This is a genomic window from Arthrobacter sp. NPDC056727 (assembly GCF_042790555.1).
Lineage (GTDB): Bacteria > Actinomycetota > Actinomycetes > Actinomycetales > Micrococcaceae > Arthrobacter.
Genome location: NZ_JBHTZA010000028.1, coordinates 24667 through 40134 on the forward strand (window position 1 = coordinate 24667; position 15468 = coordinate 40134).

Sequence of the window (15468 nt, forward strand, 5' to 3'; positions counted from 1 at the left end):
AGATGACGGCGCCTGTGCCTGCGATAGGGGAAACGGCCACCGGCACTTCCACGGACCCGGCCCGGCCGGAAGTGGACAACCCACGCTCGCCGATCCTCTCCGGCTTCATCGGTTCCATGTTCCTGCTCATCGGCTCGCTCGGCGTCGGCTGGCTGGCGCCCGTTTCGGAGCTGCGGCGGATGCCGCTGTTCATCTGGATGCGCACCGAAGCGTTCGGCGTCGGGCTGTCCATCGTTCTGCTGGCGGTGGGCGGCATGCTGCTGGTCCGGGCCTGGCTCAGGCTTGGGCAGCACGTCAACGTCTGGGGCCGTGAGGCCCGCAAAGCCACGCTCCAGGCCGTCGTCGCGTGGGGCCTTCCGATGATGTTCACGGTCCCCCTCTTCAGCCGGGACGTCTACGCCTATATTGGCCAGGGCCGGCTGATGGTCGAGGGCTTCAACCCGTATGAGAACGGCATCTCGGCGCTGTCCAACTACTTCCAGCTGGGCGCGGACAAGATGTGGACCGAGGCCCCGGTTCCCTACGGCCAGCTGTTCCTGTGGATCGAACAGTTCGTGGTGTGGTCCACCAATGTGCATCCGGAAGCCAGCATCATGCTGTTCCGTCTGGCCGCCCTCACCGGTGTGGTGCTGTGCATTGTCTACGTTCCCAAGCTGGCCGAGCTGCACGGGGTCAACCCGCACCGGGCCCTCTGGCTGACGGCGGCGAACCCGCTCTTCCTGACCAACTTCATCGCCAGCGTCCATAACGATTCACTGATGATCGGGCTCGCCCTCGCGGGCCTGTACTACTGCGCCACGCGGCGGGTTGTCCTCGGCATTGTCCTGGTCACTGCCTCCATCGCGGTCAAGCCCATCACCGTGGTGTTCCTCCCGTTCATTGGCCTGCTCTGGGCCGGCAAGGGGGCCAGCTGGCCCCGGAAGTTCGTGTTCTGGGGCCTGACGGCCGGGATCAGCGTTGCCCTGCTCTACGCCATGAGCCTGGTGAACGGCTTCGGGTTCGGCTGGATCAACGGCCTCTCGGCCCCGGGCAGCGTCTGGATCTGGTACGCCCCCGTGGGGCTGCTCGGGTTGGTGGTGGCCTCCATCGCCAACGCGTTCAGCCTGGACGGCTGGGGGCTCGCCAAATGGGTTTACGACGCCGGAAAGCTCCTCGCCGTGGGCATCGTCGCCTGGCAGATTTTCCGGGGCGGGCACGACCGCCTCATGCGGCGCCTGACGCTCGCGTTCGCCGCGGTTGTGGTGCTGGCGCCCATGATCCAGTCCTGGTATGTGGTGTGGCTGATCCCGCTGTTCGCCGTCACCGGCATCCGCGACGACTGGCAGGTCAAGGCCTTGTACTTCATCGTGTCCTTCTTCATGGTCTACGCCATTTCCGACCAGCTGGAAGTCTTCCCCTACCTGCAGACCGACGACCTTGGCCTTGCCCTGGCGCTGGCCCGCAACGCGGCCGCCATCATCGCGCTGCTCTTTGCGCTGTACCTTATCTTCCTGGACCGCAGCACCAAGCTGCTGTTCAGCAAGGCGGACCAGCCCGTCACGACCCGCCCGGTGATCTGACCTGTTCGTCCGATCCGGTAGGAGTTCTCTTAACCGGCAGAAGTTCTCTTATCCGGCGGGGTTGAGCCGACCGGGACGTTTTTCAGGGCTTCCCGGCGGGAGAGCGGGCTGAGGGACGGTCCGTTCCGGGTCACGAACGCCAGGACCCATTCGGGGTCGGTTTTGGCGAACTCACGCAACGCCCAGCCGATCGCCTTGCGGATAAAGAACTCATTGTCGGCCATGTTCGCCTCGATAACGGCAGTGAGCAGGCCGGTGTCCGTCCGGAATTTTGCTCCCAGCTGGGCCGTAATGGACGCCCGCCGGATCCAGAAATCCTGATCGACGCTCCACCGGAGCAGTACGCCGGTCATTTCCTCCCGGTGGGCCTGGAGCAGTGCGCAGATCCGGTGGGCCACGCCGTCCACATAGTCCCAGGATGAGCCCGTGCGGATGATCTCCTCGTACACCGGGAGCATCCGGAGGTCTCGGGCCACGCTCCGGAGCCCCGTCAGGTCAATCGCCGCGTACCGTTCCTCGCGGTAACGGGCCTGGCGCCACAGGGCAAGCACCGTTGACCGCAGGTTCTCGGCCGAGTCAAAGGGATGGGCGGCGGCCACGGCCTTGGTGGTCTTGCGCACCTCCGGTACACGGACGCCGAGGGATGGCGTGGAGGATTTCATGTAGGCCTGCGCCGCGGCGGCGCGGACGGGGTCAGCCGCCGCCCGCAGCTCAGAACGAATCAACGCCAGCACCGCTTCATTTGCCATGCAGCCAAGATAGCCGGTCCACGGATCCGGAGGCGGCGGGCCGAAGCGGCTGCTGCCGCGGCCGCCGTGTGGTCCTAAAGTAGGCAGGGAATGAGGGCTGCCTGCAGGGACCGCCTGCTGCCTGCCCGAGAATCCCGGGAGGCCAGCCATGTCCATGATCAAGACGCCCGACGAAATTGCCCTGATGCGCGACGCCGGGCGAGTGGTGGCGAACGCCCTTGCAGCCGTCCGGCAGGCCGCCGCGGTGGACGTTTCGCTGAAGGAACTCGACGACGTTGCCGCCGCCACCATTGCCGACGCCGGCGCCACGCCCGCGTTCCTCGGCTACAAGCCCCGGTGGGCATCGGTCCCGTTCCCGGGTGTGATCTGCACCAGCGTGAACGACGCCGTGGTGCATGGGATTCCAAATGGCTACCGGCTGCGCGACGGGGACCTGCTCAGCGTCGACTGCGGCGCCTTCCTGGAAGGCTGGTGCGGCGACGCGGCCCAAAGCTTCATCGTTGGCACGCCCACCCCGGAGGACCAGGCACTCATCCAGGCGACAGATGCCGCCCTGGCCCGCGGCATCGATGCCGCACGGGTGGGAAACAAGATGGGTGACCTCGCCTACGCGATCGGCGGTGCAGCGCGCCGCGCCGGCTATGGCCTGTTGGCTGACCACGGCGGCCACGGCATCGGCCGCACCATGCACGCCGAGCCTTCCGTGCCGAACGACGGGCGGCCGGGCCGTGGAATCAAGCTCACCGAGGGGCTGGTGATCGCCATCGAGCCCATGCTCATTCTCGGCGGCAACGGCGATTACTTCCATGACGAGGACGAATGGACGCTGCGGTCAGCCAACGGCCGCCGGGCCGCCCATAGCGAACACACCGTGGCCGTCACCGCGGACGGGCCGGTGATCCTGACCCTGCCGTAATAGACCGGCTCAGCCCACCCGCAGCCGCACCGCCGCGGCGGGCCAGGACCCCCGGTGCCGGCCCGCCGGCGTCGAACTTTTGTTTCAGCTGTGCCTTCCGGTCAGCGGGTGGCGTGGCCGCAAAATCCGCACCCGCAGGGCAAAAAAACCGGCACCAGCGGCGTGACGGCTCACCGCGGACGCCGAACAGCTGCTCGACGGCGGGCCATTCGGCAGGCGCTGTGGTGATGCCTTCCGCTGCCCCGTGTGAACGCTCTGTCATGGCCGCCTTCCCTTGCTGCCGGACTGTGGTGGCGCCTCGAGTGGGATTGCCGGACTGTGGTGGCGCCTCGAGTGGGTTTGCCGGACTGTGGTGGCGCCTCGACTGGGTTTGCCGGACCTAGGAAGCGGGTTCGCCGGCCTGCCCGGTGCTGCGGCGCAGCGTCACCTCGCCGGTGACCGCCACGGCGGCGGGTTCCGGTTGACCGGAACCCGGGCCGGGAACGGCCAGCCTGCCGATCTCCTCCAAGGGCAGCCGGACAGTGGAGAGTGCAGGACGGAAATCGCGCAGGGTTTCAATGTCGTCAAACCCGGCGATGGCGGCGTCCCGGGGGATCCGCAGTCCCTGGGAGCGCAGCGCGGCAGTGGCCCCGATCGCCATGACGTCGTTGACGGCGAAGATGCAAAGGCGGGGTCTTGTGGAGTCAGGATCGGCCTCGCCGCTTCCGCCGTGCGGCCCGATGCGGGCGGCGAGCTCCGTGCCGGCCTCGTATCCGCCCGCCCGGTCGAACCCCGTGTGCAGGACTTCTGCCGGCGGCAGCCCGGCGTCCGACAAGCCGCGCTGGAAGCCGCGGACCCGGTCGTCAGAGGTCAGGAGACCCTCCGGGCCGGCAATAATGACGAACTCACCGGCATGGAGGGCCGCCAGTTCGCGGGCGAGTTCCGCGGCGAGCTCCTCGTTGGGAACCTCAACCACGTGATAGCCCTCGTCGGATTCGGCGCCCACCACAGCGTGTCCCACCACGCCCACCCGGCCGCCGTTGCGGCAGTAGCGGTCAAGCTCAGCAGCCAGTTCGGCGTTGCCCTGCTTGTCGGCAGTCCGTGCAGAACGTGATCCCGCGATGACTATCGAGTCCGCCCGGCGCGCTGCAAAGGCAGCCACCGCCGCGCGCTCATCGGCGGGGCTGCCCGCCGTCGTCGCCAGCAGCACCATCTTGTTCTGGTGCCGGGCGGCGGCCTGGACACCGCGGGCAATGGCCGAGAAGTAGGGGTCGGCAATGTCGTGCACGATGAGCCCGATGAGGCCGGAGCTCGACTTCGCGAGGCCCTGCGCCTGGGCGTTGGGAATGTAGCCCAGGGAGTCCGCGGCCTTGCGCACGCGCTCCGCGATGTCAGGTCCGGGGGTCCTGGCAGAACCGTTCAGCACACGGCTGGCGGTGGCGGGGGAGACTCCGGCCAGTCGGGCTACTTCGGTCAGCGTGCTTGCGGCCACAGACGCAACTCCTCTTCAACGGGCCCCAGTTCGGGAAACTCGGCTGGTGCCCACATTATCGCAGTTCCAAAAAGGTTAGGAAAGCGCTTGCCAGATCGGTTCCGGTTCTGCACTATAGAACAGGAGGGAATGCGCTTTCCCGATTAGGTTTCAACAACGACTGAATGAGGACTCATGGGCTTCGAAACAAAGACGATCCGTATCGCCATGAACGGCATCACCGGCCGGATGGGCTACCGTCAGCACCTGCTGCGCTCGATTCTGCCGATCCGCGACGCCGGCGGCTTCACCCTCGAGGACGGCACCAAGGTCCAGGTCGAACCCATCCTCGTCGGCCGCAACGAAGCGAAAATCCGCGAACTGGCTGAGCTCCACAAGATTTCGGAATGGACCACCGACCTTGACGGCGTCATCAACGACCCCACTGTCGACGTCGTTTTCGACGCCTCCATGACCAGCCTGCGGGCCGCGACCCTGAAGAAGGCCATGAAGGCCGGCAAGCACATCTTCACCGAAAAGCCGACGGCGGAAACCCTGGAAGAGGCCATCGAACTGGCCCGGATCGGCAAGGAAGCCGGGGTCACCGCCGGCGTGGTGCACGACAAGCTGTACCTCCCCGGCCTGGTCAAGCTGCGCCGCCTCGTGGATGAAGGTTTCTTCGGCCGGATCCTGTCCATCCGAGGCGAATTCGGCTACTGGGTCTTCGAAGGCGACGTGCAGGCGGCCCAGCGCCCGTCCTGGAACTACCGCAAGGAGGACGGCGGCGGCATGACCACGGACATGTTCTGCCACTGGAACTACGTCCTCGAGGGGATCATCGGCAAGGTCAGGAGCGTCAACGCCAAGACCGCCACCCACATCCCCACCCGGTGGGACGAGGCCGGCAAGGAGTACAAGGCCACGGCGGACGACGCCTCCTACGGCATCTTCGAACTCGTGACCCCCGGCGGGGACGACGTCATCGGCCAGATCAACTCCTCGTGGGCCGTCCGCGTCTACCGCGACGAGCTGGTCGAATTCCAGGTGGACGGCACGCACGGATCTGCCGTGGCAGGCCTGAACAAGTGCGTCGCGCAACAGCGGGCCCACACGCCCAAGCCGGTCTGGAACCCGGACCTGCCGGTCACGGAATCCTTCCGCAGCCAGTGGCAGGAAGTGCCGGCCAACGCCGAGCTGGACAACGGCTTCAAGCTGCAGTGGGAAGAGTTCCTGCGCGACGTCGTCGCCGGCCGTGAGCACCGCTTCGGGCTGCTCTCCGCCGCCCGCGGCGTGCAGCTCGCCGAGCTCGGCCTGCAGTCCAGCGACGAGCGCCGCACCATCGACATCCCGGAGATCACGCTCTGATGACGTCACTGATCCTTCCCGCCTCCGACGGCGGTACCCGCGAGTACCGCCTCCGCGCCGCCACCACCTGGGCCAAACCGACGGCACCGCTGGCATCGCGCCGGGCGTACGCGGCCGCGCACGTGATCCCCGAAGTCACCGCCGAGAACACCCCGGGCGCTCCCGCCCGCCTCGACTGGGATGCCACGCTGGCCTACCGGCATGAGCTGTGGTCCTACGGGCTGGGTGTCGCCGACGCCATGGACACCGCCCAGCGCGGCATGGGCCTGGACTGGGCCGCCACCCAGCAGCTGATCAAGCGCACCGGCGCGGAGGCGGCCTCCGTGGTCACCGCCGGCGGAACCGCTACCGCGGGCATGACGGTCCGGGACCTCGTGTCCTGCGGCGCCGGCACCGACCAGCTGGACCTTGCCGCCCTGCCGTCCGGCGAGGCCGGGCTGCAGGCTGTCCTGGCCGCCTACCGCGAGCAGGTCGCCGTCGTCAGCGAGGCAGGGCCCAAGGTGATCCTCATGGCATCCCGGGCGCTGGCCCGGGTGGCGGCCGGCCCCGATGACTACCTGAAGGTCTATTCCACGCTGCTGCAGGAGGCCGAGCAGCCGGTCATCCTGCACTGGCTCGGCACCATGTTCGATCCCGCACTCGCCGGCTACTGGGGCTCCGACGACGTCTCCACGGCCACCGAGACGTTCCTCTCCCTCGTCCGCGAAAACGCGGACAAAGTGGACGGCGTCAAGGTCTCCCTCCTGGATGCTTCGCACGAAGTCGCGCTGCGCGCGGCACTTCCCGAAGGAGTCCGCCTCTACACCGGCGACGACTTCAACTATCCGGAACTGATCGACGGCGACGGCACCCGCCATTCGGATGCCCTGCTGGGCATCTTCGCGGCCATCTATCCTGCAGCGTCGGCTGCGCTGCAGAGCTACGACGCCGGGGATGCCGGCAGGGCGCGTGCCATCCTCGACTCCACCAGGGAACTGGGCAAGCACATCTTCAGTGCCCCCACGTTCTACTACAAGACCGGGATTGCCTTCCTGTCCTGGCTCAACGGCAAACAGCCCGGCTTCCAGATGGTGGGCGGACTGCATTCGGGCCGTTCAGTGGTGCACCTCGCCAGGACCTTTGAACTGGCCGACGAAGCCGGACTGCTGAAGGACCCTGCGCTCGCAGCGTTCCGGATGTCCGATTTCCTGCGCATCAACGGAGTGGGAGTATGAGCAACTTCTCACGGCTTTCCCTCAACAGCGCCACCACCAAGAAGTGGACTCTCGCCGAGGCCGTCGACGGGTGCGCCCGTGCCGGCATCCCCGCCATTGGGCCATGGCGGGACATTGTGGCGGAGGCCGGGCTGGACAAGGCGGCGAGGCTGATCAAAGACGCGGGACTGCGGGTTTCCTCGCTGTGCCGGGGCGGGTTCCTGACGGCTCCGGACGCCGAGGGCCAGGCGGCAGCCCTCGCCGACAACAGGGCCGCGGTCCTGGAGGCCGTCGCGCTCGATACACAGGAACTCTTCCTCGTGGTCGGTGGCCTGGCGCCGGGGGAGAAGGACGTCGTGGCAGCCCGTCAGCGCGTGGCCGACCGCCTCGAAGACCTCATCCCGTTCGCCGTCGAACACGGCGTCCGGCTGGTGCTGGAACCCCTGCACCCGATGTATGCCGCCGACCGTGCCCTCATCTCCACGCTGGGGCAGGCACTGGACCTTGCGGCTCCGTACGACGCCCGGGCAGTGGGCGTCGCCGTCGACACCTTCCACGTCTGGTGGGATCCGGAGCTGGAAGCCCAGATCGAACGGGCGGGCAGGGAGAACCGGATCGCCTCCTACCAGGTGTGCGACTTCAACCTTCCGATCGCGGCGGACGCCCTGCTTTCCCGCGGAATGATGGGCGACGGCGTGATCGACTTCGCCACGATCGGCACCTGGGTGCGGGACGCCGGCTACACCGGCGACATCGAGGTGGAAATTTTCAACAAGGAGATCTGGGATGCCGACGGCGACGACGTCCTGGCCCGGATGAAGGACCGGTACGCCGAACTCGTCCTGCCCTTTGCCTAGACCCAGGCAGTGGCTACCGCAAGCAGAGGTCCGGTTCCCGAAGCGGGACCGGGCCTCTGCCTGCGTGCCCCGCGAATCCCGGTGCCCTTACCACCGCGGCCGTCCGCGGGTAGGGTGGCGCCAGGAGGGGAAGCCATGGATAAGGAATTCAGGGACGCGCAGGCGAGCGTTGTGGTCGCGGCACAGCCGGAGCGGGTCTGGGAGGCGCTGACAGATCCGGCCGCCGTCAAGGAATACTTCCTCGGCACCCACGTCACCTCGACCTGGCGGGAAGGTGATCCTGTGACGTTCGAGGGGGAGTGGCAGGGCAAGTCATACCAGGACAAGGGGACGGTGCTGGAAGCCCGCCCGAACGAACGCCTGCGCATCACCCACTACAGCCCCTTGTCGGGACTGCCCGACGAGCCGGACAGCTACCACACCGTGGAATACGGGCTGGAGCCGGTGGCAGAGGGCACCCGGGTCAGCATCACCCAGGGCAACAACAAAAGTGACGGCGAGGCTGCTGAGTCGGAAAAGCTTTGGGGCATGGTGCTCGGCAACCTCAAGGAGTATCTGGAGGGCTGACTGCCCTTCCGGGGTTACCGCTTGCGGACGGCCCGCACCCTGCGACGGTGGGCAGCGGCGCGCAGCTGGATGATCCGGGCTGCGCCGGCCATCGCCACGAGCACTCCGCCGCCGACTGCCGCGATGAAGAGGGAGACTCCGAGCGAGACCGCTCCTTCCAGGCCGAAGAACTTCACCTGGACGAGTTCCTGGTTCTGCAGGATGAAGACGATCAGCAGCACCAGCACCACCAGCGCCGAGGCCACAGCCGCCCAGATCATGCCGGCCCGCGTCACGCGCCGTTCGGACTGTGCCGCGCCGGGCTGCGGCGACGTGGTGCCGTCGTAACCCGGAATTGCGGCGGTCCCGGGATGCCGGCCCGCGGCGGCCGTATTCGCGGCCGCGTCCTGCCGGGTCCGGTCACGGGGAGCCGCGGCGTTTGGCTGATCCGCCGGGGGGCCCGCGGGCCGTGGAGCGTCCGGGCCTGTTGGGTATCCGCCCGACTGGCTTTGCTGCATGCGGGTGTTCCTTCCTCGACGGTGGGTCCAGGTTGTCCGGTCCGGCATTTCGCCGGCGTCCAGTCCGATCATAGACACAGTTGGCGCACGTTAGTAAGCATGCTTGCAATTAGCTTCCGGGCAAAGAAAACACCCCGGTCCGAAGACCGGGGTGTTTTAGAATGCGCCCCAGGAGGGAATCGAACCCCCGACCGGCGGATTAGAAGGCCGCTGCTCTATCCCCTGAGCTACTGGGGCACTGGCTGGGCGCCGCATTCCTGGCGCCTAAAAAAGTCTACATTGACTTGCATGCCGCCAGCGTCAGGCGCTGGGCTGTCCTTTGCGGCACAGGCCCTGACGTTGCGGTTTTCCACATACGGAACTTCGGCCCTCGCCGTCAGTCTGCCGGAGGTTGATGCTTGAAATGCCTGCTAGGGCACGACATTTCGAGACAGGACACCAAGATGACCGACACCATTATGCTCCGCGGCTTCGTGGCCACGGACATCAAGAGTTCCACAACTCCCGGCGGCGTTCCCACCGCCTCTTTTCGGCTCGGCTCCCCCGCACGGCGGTTCGACAAGACCGCCAACGACTGGGTGGAGACCAACATCAGCTGGTTCACCGTCCAGGGCTACCGCCAGCTGGCCGGGAACATGGGCTGCAGCATCAAGAAGGGCCAGCGCGTCATCGTTGTGGGCAAGCTGAAGATTCGCAGCTGGGAGAAGGACGGCCGCAGCTACCATGACGTCGAGATCGACGCCGACGCCGTCGGCCACGATCTCAGGTGGGGCACCGCCAACTTCCTCCGCAATTCGTGGAACCCGCAGGCTGCCGACGGATACGGTCCAGGGAGTGGTGACGGAAGCCTTTCCTCGGCTCCGTGCGACGACGGGCCGGACGAGGACCGGGAGGAGGGCGACGGGCGGGATGAGGATGCGGCCGGCATCTTCCTGGATGACAACGGCGACGAACTGCAGCTGGACCCCGATACCGGAGAACTCACCGGAGCCGCTGCCTGACCGCCGGAGGCGTGCGGCACCGCACCCCTGGCGGTGCCGCATGGCAGAATGGCAGCGTGATTCGAGCGACGACACTTCAGCGGAACGGTGCACTCCGCAGCAATGCCACTGCTGCCCGGGGGAGATGCAACCGGGTAGCCGTCCGGCTGGCAGTGGCGGTTGTACTGCTGTCGGCGCTCGCCGCCTGCACGGCGCCAGAGGATTCGGCCACGGTGAACCAGCCGGCGGCCACCCAGGCAGCAACGGCCAGTGCGGCGAAGCCGGCCGAACCGCCGGCAACCGCGCCGGGGTCCAACGCCCCGGACTCTGCCTCCAGCGCTTCCGGCTCTGCCGGCGCGACGGCCGCTCTGCAGCGGACCATGGCTGAGGTCCTGGGCAACGTCGTCAAAGCCAACGCCAAGCCAGCTACGGCCGATATCACCTCGGCACTCACCACGGCAGGTGTTCAGGCCAGGAACCTTGAGGTATCCGCGGGGCGGACACCCACCGGACTTGACGTGGACTCCATGGAAGCGGCGGCGGTCCAGGGCAAGGAATGTGTGGTCGGCCAGATCCGCGACGGAAAAGTGACGGTGACCGTGCTGCCGGCGCTGTCGAACGGGAAGTGCTTCGTCGGCGCTCCGGCCTGATGCGAAAAGTAAGCCTGACGCGAATGTGAGATATGCCCGCCAACCCACTAGATTTGGAATCATGGCGGAATTTATCTACACAATGACCAAGGCCCGAAAGGCTGTTGGCGAAAAACTTATTCTCGACGACGTAAGCATGTCCTTCTTCCCGGGCGCCAAGATCGGTGTTGTTGGCCCCAACGGTGCCGGTAAGTCCACCATCCTGAAAATCATGGCCGGCCTGGACACCCCCTCAAACGGCGAGGCCCGGCTGAGCCCCGGCTACACCGTGGGCATCCTGCTGCAGGAACCGCCGCTGAACGAGGAAAAGACCGTCCTGGGCAACGTCCAGGAAGGTGTGGGCGAGATCTACGGCAAGATCCAGCGCTTCAACGAAATCTCCGAGGCGATGGCCAGCCCGGACGCGGACTACGACGCACTCCTTGAGGAGATGGGCCACCTGCAGGAGGCCATCGACTCCGCCGACGCCTGGGACCTGGACTCCCAGCTCGAGCAGGCCATGGACGCCCTCCGCTGCCCGCCGGCCGACGCAGATGTCACCCTGCTCTCCGGCGGTGAGCGCCGCCGCGTGGCGCTCTGCAAGCTGCTCCTGCAGAAGCCGGACCTCCTGCTCCTGGACGAGCCCACCAACCACCTCGACGCCGAAAGCGTGCTGTGGCTGGAACAGCACCTCTCCTCCTACGAGGGTGCCGTCCTCGCCGTCACCCACGACCGGTACTTCCTGGACCACGTTGCGGAATGGATCGCCGAGGTCGACCGCGGCCACCTGTACCCCTACGAGGGCAACTACTCCACCTACCTGGAGAAGAAGCGCGCCCGCCTGGAGATCCAGGGCAAGAAGGACGCCAAACAGGCCAAGCGCCTCGCGGAGGAACTCGAATGGGTCCGCTCCAACGCCAAGGGGCGGCAGACCAAGTCCAAGGCACGTCTTGCCCGCTACGAGGAAATGGCAGCCGAGGCCGACCGTACCCGGAAACTGGACTTCGAAGAGATCCAGATCCCGCCGGGACCGCGCCTGGGCGGACTGGTCCTCGAGGCCAAGAACCTGCAGAAGGGCTTCGACGACCGCACCCTGATCGACGGACTGTCGTTCTCCCTGCCGCGCAACGGCATCGTCGGGGTCATCGGCCCGAACGGTGTGGGCAAGTCGACGCTGTTCAAGACCATCGTGGGCCTCGAGCCCCTCGATGGCGGCGAACTGAAGATCGGCGACTCAGTCAAGATCTCCTACGCGGACCAGAGCCGTGGCGGCATCGACCCCAACAAGACCCTCTGGGAGGTCGTGTCCGACGGGCTCGACCACATCCAAGTGGGCAACGTTGAAATGCCGTCCCGTGCCTACGTCGCGGCGTTCGGCTTCAAGGGCCCGGACCAGCAGAAGAAGGCAGGTGTGCTCTCCGGTGGTGAGCGCAACCGCCTCAACCTGGCGCTGACCCTCAAGCAGGGCGGTAACCTGCTGCTTCTCGACGAACCGACCAACGACCTCGACGTCGAAACCCTCAGCAGCCTGGAAAACGCGCTGCTGGAGTTCCCGGGCTGCGCCGTGGTGGTTTCCCACGACCGCTGGTTCCTGGACCGGGTGGCCACGCACATCCTCGCCTACGAAGGTGACGAGGAGAACCCGTCGAAGTGGTATTGGTTCGAAGGCAACTTCGAATCCTACGAGGAGAACAAGGTGCAGCGCCTCGGACCCGACGCCGCCAAGCCGCACCGCGTCACACACCGCAAGCTGACCCGCGACTAATCAAGCGCTGAGCATGGAAAAGGCCGGCCCCGGGAGAATAACCCGGGGCCGGCCTTTTGCGTGCCGGGATTCGGTCAGGCCTTGCGCATCTGGTGCTGCAGGATCTTTGACTGGACAGCCCCGGCCACCTTGCTCTTGATGTCCGTCGGGACCCGGACCATGCCCTCCTGGGCCACGGATGCCACGTGCAGGCCTTCCCGGTTGAAGATCTTTCCGGTCGCGAGGCCCCGCGCTCCCTGGGCGCTGGGCGATTCCTGCACATACAGGAGCCACTCGTCCACGCGGACGGGACGGTGCCACCACATGGCGTGGTCCAGGCTTGCCACGCTCATGCCCGGGGTGATCCAGCTCAGCCCGTGCTTGCGGAGAATTGACTCGAGGAGCGTGTAGTCGCTGGCGTAGGCCAGGGCGGCGCGGTGCGTGTTGGCGTTGTCCGGCATGGGGCTGAAGGTCTTCATCCACACGGCGTTGCGCGCTTCCTTCTTCCCGGTGGCCGCCACGTACAGGGCGGGGTCCACATGGCGGATGTCGAACGGCCGCTCATAGGACCAGTGCCGGGCCACGGGATGGTCAAACTTGCCCAGCAGGTCGGCGGTGCTGGGCAGCGTCTCCGGGTCGGGGATGCCGGCGGGCATCTCGGACTGGTGCTCGATCCCGTCATCGCCGGCCTGGAAGGAGGCGATCATGGACAGGATCGGCGTGCCGTCCTGATAGGCGTGGACGCGCCGCGCGGAGAACGAGCGGCCGTCCCGCAGGCGCTGGACACCGAAGGTGATGGGCTTGTTCGCGTCGCCGGGCCGCAGGAAGTAGCCGTGCATGGAATGGACGGTGCGCTCCTCGTCCACGGTGCGCATTCCCGCGATCAGCGACTGGGCCAGGACCTGGCCGCCGAAGACCCGCTGGTGCGGCTGGCGCTGCGAGGGACCCATGAAGATGTCCTCGTCGGTGCGGGCGCCTTCCAGCTCGCCGAGGTCAAGCAGGTCGAGGAGGGAAGTGGTGGGGTCATTCGTGGGCAAGGCCTGCAATCCGGCGTCCGCTTCAGTCATGGTTTGACTCTAGACGGCGCCCCGGCACCGCTCAACCGGGCCCCAGCCGGTAGTGTTCTTAACGTGTCTGATCTCCTTACCCAGTCTTTCCGCTTCGCGGACCCCCGCGACCTCGCCGATCTCAAGACCTTCGTCACCCGCGCCAAAGCCATCGACGACGGCGCCATCCGCCTGCAGGCGGCCGGCACGGTACTGGCTGCCTACGTCTGCGTGCTCCGGCCCCGGATCCTGGGAGAGTCAACACCCACGATCCTCGGCCTGCGCACCATGGGTTTGGCGGAGCCGTCCGCCGTCGACGTCACGGTTCCGCTTGCTGCCGTTCTGGACCGGCTGGCCCGGGCGGGGGAGGACGACGCCGAACTGCCGGTTCCGCCGTCGACCGTCACCGAATCATGGGCCGGCGTGGGCGCCCCGCGCGGCGGCTGGGAACTGGTGGACACCGTGCCCGATGCGGAACTGCGGCTGGCCGCCGAAGACGGCATGGCAGAGGTGGCCGGGATCGTTCCGGACAATCCGGGCGCCGCGATCGTGAACAATGCCCGCGCCGCCGTCTGGGGACGTGAACTGGCGGGTCGGCACGGCGTGCCGGCGGGAGCGGCGTTTGCCGCCCTTGCGCTGGGATTCCTGGGGGGCGACGAGCAGAAGCTCTACCGGGCCGGGCGCTGGTTCCGGCTCAGCGGCAGCCGCGGGCACGTACTGGCGCGGACGGGCGCCGGCCTCCTCTAGTTGGCCCCTGCCGGGCTGTTCACCATGGAGAGGGCAGCCCGCTCCATGTAATCCCACAGTGTGCCCTCGTACAGCGGGGGCAGGCCGAGGGAATCGACGGCCGTCCGCATGTGGTGGAGCCAGCGGTCCTTCGCCTCGGGCGTGACCCGGAACGGCATGTGGCGCATCCGCAGCCGCGGGTGGCCGCGCTCCTCCCCGTAAGTGGTGGGCCCGCCCCAGTACTGCTCCAGGAACATCAGGAACCGCCGCTTGGCCGGTCCCAGATCCTCCTCCGGATACATCGGGCGCAGCAACGGGTCCGTGGCCACGCCGTCGTAAAAGACGTCAATGAGCTTCACGAACGTCTCGTGGCCGCCGACGGCGTCATAGAAGTTGTCCGTGTAGCCCGGCTGGCTGAACGGATCATTGCGCATCAGCGGCTGGCGGGTCCCGGGCTCCGGCGGGGTGGGAACGGATGGCATGGTCATGGCTATTCTCCGGCCTTCTGCTGGGGTGCGTGCTCGGCTTCGGCAGCTGATTCCTCGGGCTCCGCGGGCGCGACGTAGTTACCCTGGGAGCGGTTGCCCACGCGGAGGATCTCGCCGTTGCGGAGGTACCAGATGGCGCCGTTTTCGTCGCGGACACGGGTGATCCGCAGCCCGATCGACTCCACGACACCCACCACCTCGCTGGTTTCAATGATGTCGCCGATGCCGTACTGGTCCTCGATGGTGATGAAGATGCCGGCAAGGAAGTCCCTGATCAGCTGCTGGGCGCCGAAGCCGATGGCGATACCGAGGATTCCCACGCTGGTCAGCAGCGGCGCCACATCGACGTCGAGGTTCTTCAGGATGTAGATGCTGGTAATGACGGCGATGATTACGCCGATGCCGCTCTTCAGGAGCGAGCCGATCGTGTTGGCCCGCTGTACTCGCCGCTCGTGGTCCAGGGCGCGCAGCGCCGGGGCCACCCAGCGGAAATGCGGCTTCTTGAACAGCGATGTGCCGCTCGCCACGCGCTTGGTGATCCTGGCGATCAGGAAACTCGCGACCAGCCACAGGACGATGCCCGCGCCGAGGCTGATCGCCACGCCTGCCAGGTCAAGTCCGGTGGGTTCCAGTGAGGCCGAGGGCGTTGTGAACATGCTGTACATCTGCAGGAAGGCTCCTAGCTGCTGTCCGGCGGCGGCC

At 67.0% G+C, this 15468-nt stretch carries 16 protein-coding genes and 1 tRNA gene; 10 read left to right on the plus strand and 7 right to left on the minus strand.

The window, feature by feature from the left end:
* The first annotated feature begins 2 nt into the window (after window positions 1-2).
* Window positions 3-1559 (plus strand): polyprenol phosphomannose-dependent alpha 1,6 mannosyltransferase MptB, encoded by a 1557-nt coding sequence (gene mptB, locus ACFRAH_RS21025; RefSeq protein WP_377992848.1) that lies wholly within the window; start codon window positions 3-5, stop codon window positions 1557-1559.
* A gap of 29 nt (window positions 1560-1588) precedes the next feature.
* Here the strand turns inward: mptB and ACFRAH_RS21030 are convergent, their stop codons facing one another.
* Window positions 1589-2308, minus strand: a complete 720-nt coding sequence (locus ACFRAH_RS21030) for a DNA alkylation repair protein (RefSeq protein WP_377992849.1) — start codon at window positions 2306-2308, stop codon at window positions 1589-1591.
* A gap of 148 nt (window positions 2309-2456) precedes the next feature.
* On the opposite strand from ACFRAH_RS21030, the gene map reads away from it, so the two are divergent.
* Entirely contained in the window at window positions 2457-3224 is a 768-nt protein-coding gene (gene map / locus ACFRAH_RS21035; protein ID WP_377992850.1) for a type I methionyl aminopeptidase, read from the plus strand.
* A 379-nt stretch (window positions 3225-3603) separates the two neighbouring features.
* Here the strand turns inward: map and ACFRAH_RS21040 are convergent, their stop codons facing one another.
* Window positions 3604-4695, minus strand: coding sequence for a LacI family DNA-binding transcriptional regulator (locus ACFRAH_RS21040; protein WP_377992851.1), 1092 nt, complete (start codon window positions 4693-4695; stop codon window positions 3604-3606).
* Between the two features lie 174 nt (window positions 4696-4869).
* Between ACFRAH_RS21040 and ACFRAH_RS21045 the strand changes: the two genes are divergently transcribed.
* From ACFRAH_RS21045 to ACFRAH_RS21060, 4 genes are all read left to right on the plus strand, one after another.
* Window positions 4870-6039, plus strand: a complete 1170-nt coding sequence (locus ACFRAH_RS21045; RefSeq protein WP_377992852.1) for a Gfo/Idh/MocA family protein — start codon at window positions 4870-4872, stop codon at window positions 6037-6039.
* Window positions 6039-7253: a dihydrodipicolinate synthase family protein gene (locus ACFRAH_RS21050; RefSeq protein ID WP_377992853.1), complete on the plus strand. Its 1215-nt coding sequence runs from the start codon at window positions 6039-6041 to the stop codon at window positions 7251-7253. The genes ACFRAH_RS21045 and ACFRAH_RS21050 overlap by 1 nt, the downstream gene beginning before the upstream one ends.
* Window positions 7250-8089, plus strand: a complete 840-nt coding sequence (locus ACFRAH_RS21055; protein ID WP_377992854.1) for a sugar phosphate isomerase/epimerase family protein — start codon at window positions 7250-7252, stop codon at window positions 8087-8089. Before ACFRAH_RS21050 ends, ACFRAH_RS21055 begins: the two co-directional genes overlap by 4 nt.
* A gap of 135 nt (window positions 8090-8224) precedes the next feature.
* The gene (locus ACFRAH_RS21060; RefSeq protein ID WP_377992855.1) at window positions 8225-8656 is read left to right on the plus strand and encodes an SRPBCC domain-containing protein; all 432 of its coding nucleotides are present in this window, start codon (window positions 8225-8227) and stop codon (window positions 8654-8656) included.
* Between the two features lie 14 nt (window positions 8657-8670).
* On the opposite strand, the gene ACFRAH_RS21065 is transcribed toward ACFRAH_RS21060, so the two are convergent.
* Together ACFRAH_RS21065 and ACFRAH_RS21070 are read right to left on the minus strand one after the other, a co-directional pair.
* Window positions 8671-9153, minus strand: a complete 483-nt coding sequence (locus tag ACFRAH_RS21065) for a lipopolysaccharide assembly LapA domain-containing protein (protein WP_377992856.1) — start codon at window positions 9151-9153, stop codon at window positions 8671-8673.
* 164 nt (window positions 9154-9317) lie between these two features.
* Window positions 9318-9390: transfer RNA gene (locus ACFRAH_RS21070), tRNA-Arg, on the minus strand.
* Between the two features lie 206 nt (window positions 9391-9596).
* Between ACFRAH_RS21070 and ACFRAH_RS21075 the strand changes: the two genes are divergently transcribed.
* The 3 genes from ACFRAH_RS21075 to ettA all read left to right on the plus strand — a co-directional run bounded on the left by ACFRAH_RS21075 (window position 9597) and on the right by ettA (window position 12527).
* Window positions 9597-10154 carry a single-stranded DNA-binding protein gene (locus ACFRAH_RS21075; protein ID WP_377992857.1) on the plus strand — a complete coding sequence of 186 codons (558 nt, stop codon included), beginning with the start codon at window positions 9597-9599 and terminating at the stop codon, window positions 10152-10154.
* 56 nt (window positions 10155-10210) lie between these two features.
* Window positions 10211-10783 (plus strand): DUF6993 domain-containing protein, encoded by a 573-nt coding sequence (locus ACFRAH_RS21080; protein WP_377992858.1) that lies wholly within the window; start codon window positions 10211-10213, stop codon window positions 10781-10783.
* Window positions 10784-10844: 61 nt separating this feature from the next.
* Complete coding sequence (gene ettA, locus ACFRAH_RS21085) at window positions 10845-12527, plus strand: energy-dependent translational throttle protein EttA (protein ID WP_377992859.1); 1683 nt, start codon at window positions 10845-10847, stop codon at window positions 12525-12527.
* A gap of 74 nt (window positions 12528-12601) precedes the next feature.
* Here the strand turns inward: ettA and ACFRAH_RS21090 are convergent, their stop codons facing one another.
* A complete protein-coding gene (locus tag ACFRAH_RS21090; protein ID WP_377992860.1) occupies window positions 12602-13573 on the minus strand; it encodes an acyl-CoA thioesterase in 972 nt (323 codons plus the stop codon).
* Between the two features lie 63 nt (window positions 13574-13636).
* Here ACFRAH_RS21090 and ACFRAH_RS21095 point away from each other — a divergent pair, with 63 nt between their 5' ends.
* Window positions 13637-14299 carry a hypothetical protein gene (locus ACFRAH_RS21095; protein WP_377992861.1) on the plus strand — a complete coding sequence of 221 codons (663 nt, stop codon included), beginning with the start codon at window positions 13637-13639 and terminating at the stop codon, window positions 14297-14299.
* Here ACFRAH_RS21095 and ACFRAH_RS21100 read toward each other — a convergent pair.
* Complete coding sequence (locus ACFRAH_RS21100; RefSeq protein ID WP_377992862.1) at window positions 14296-14766, minus strand: globin; 471 nt, start codon at window positions 14764-14766, stop codon at window positions 14296-14298. The two genes, ACFRAH_RS21095 and ACFRAH_RS21100, sit on opposite strands and share 4 nt — an antisense overlap.
* A gap of 2 nt (window positions 14767-14768) precedes the next feature.
* Window positions 14769-15431: a mechanosensitive ion channel family protein gene (locus tag ACFRAH_RS21105; RefSeq protein WP_377992863.1), complete on the minus strand. Its 663-nt coding sequence runs from the start codon at window positions 15429-15431 to the stop codon at window positions 14769-14771.
* Between the last annotated feature and the right edge of the window lie 37 nt (window positions 15432-15468).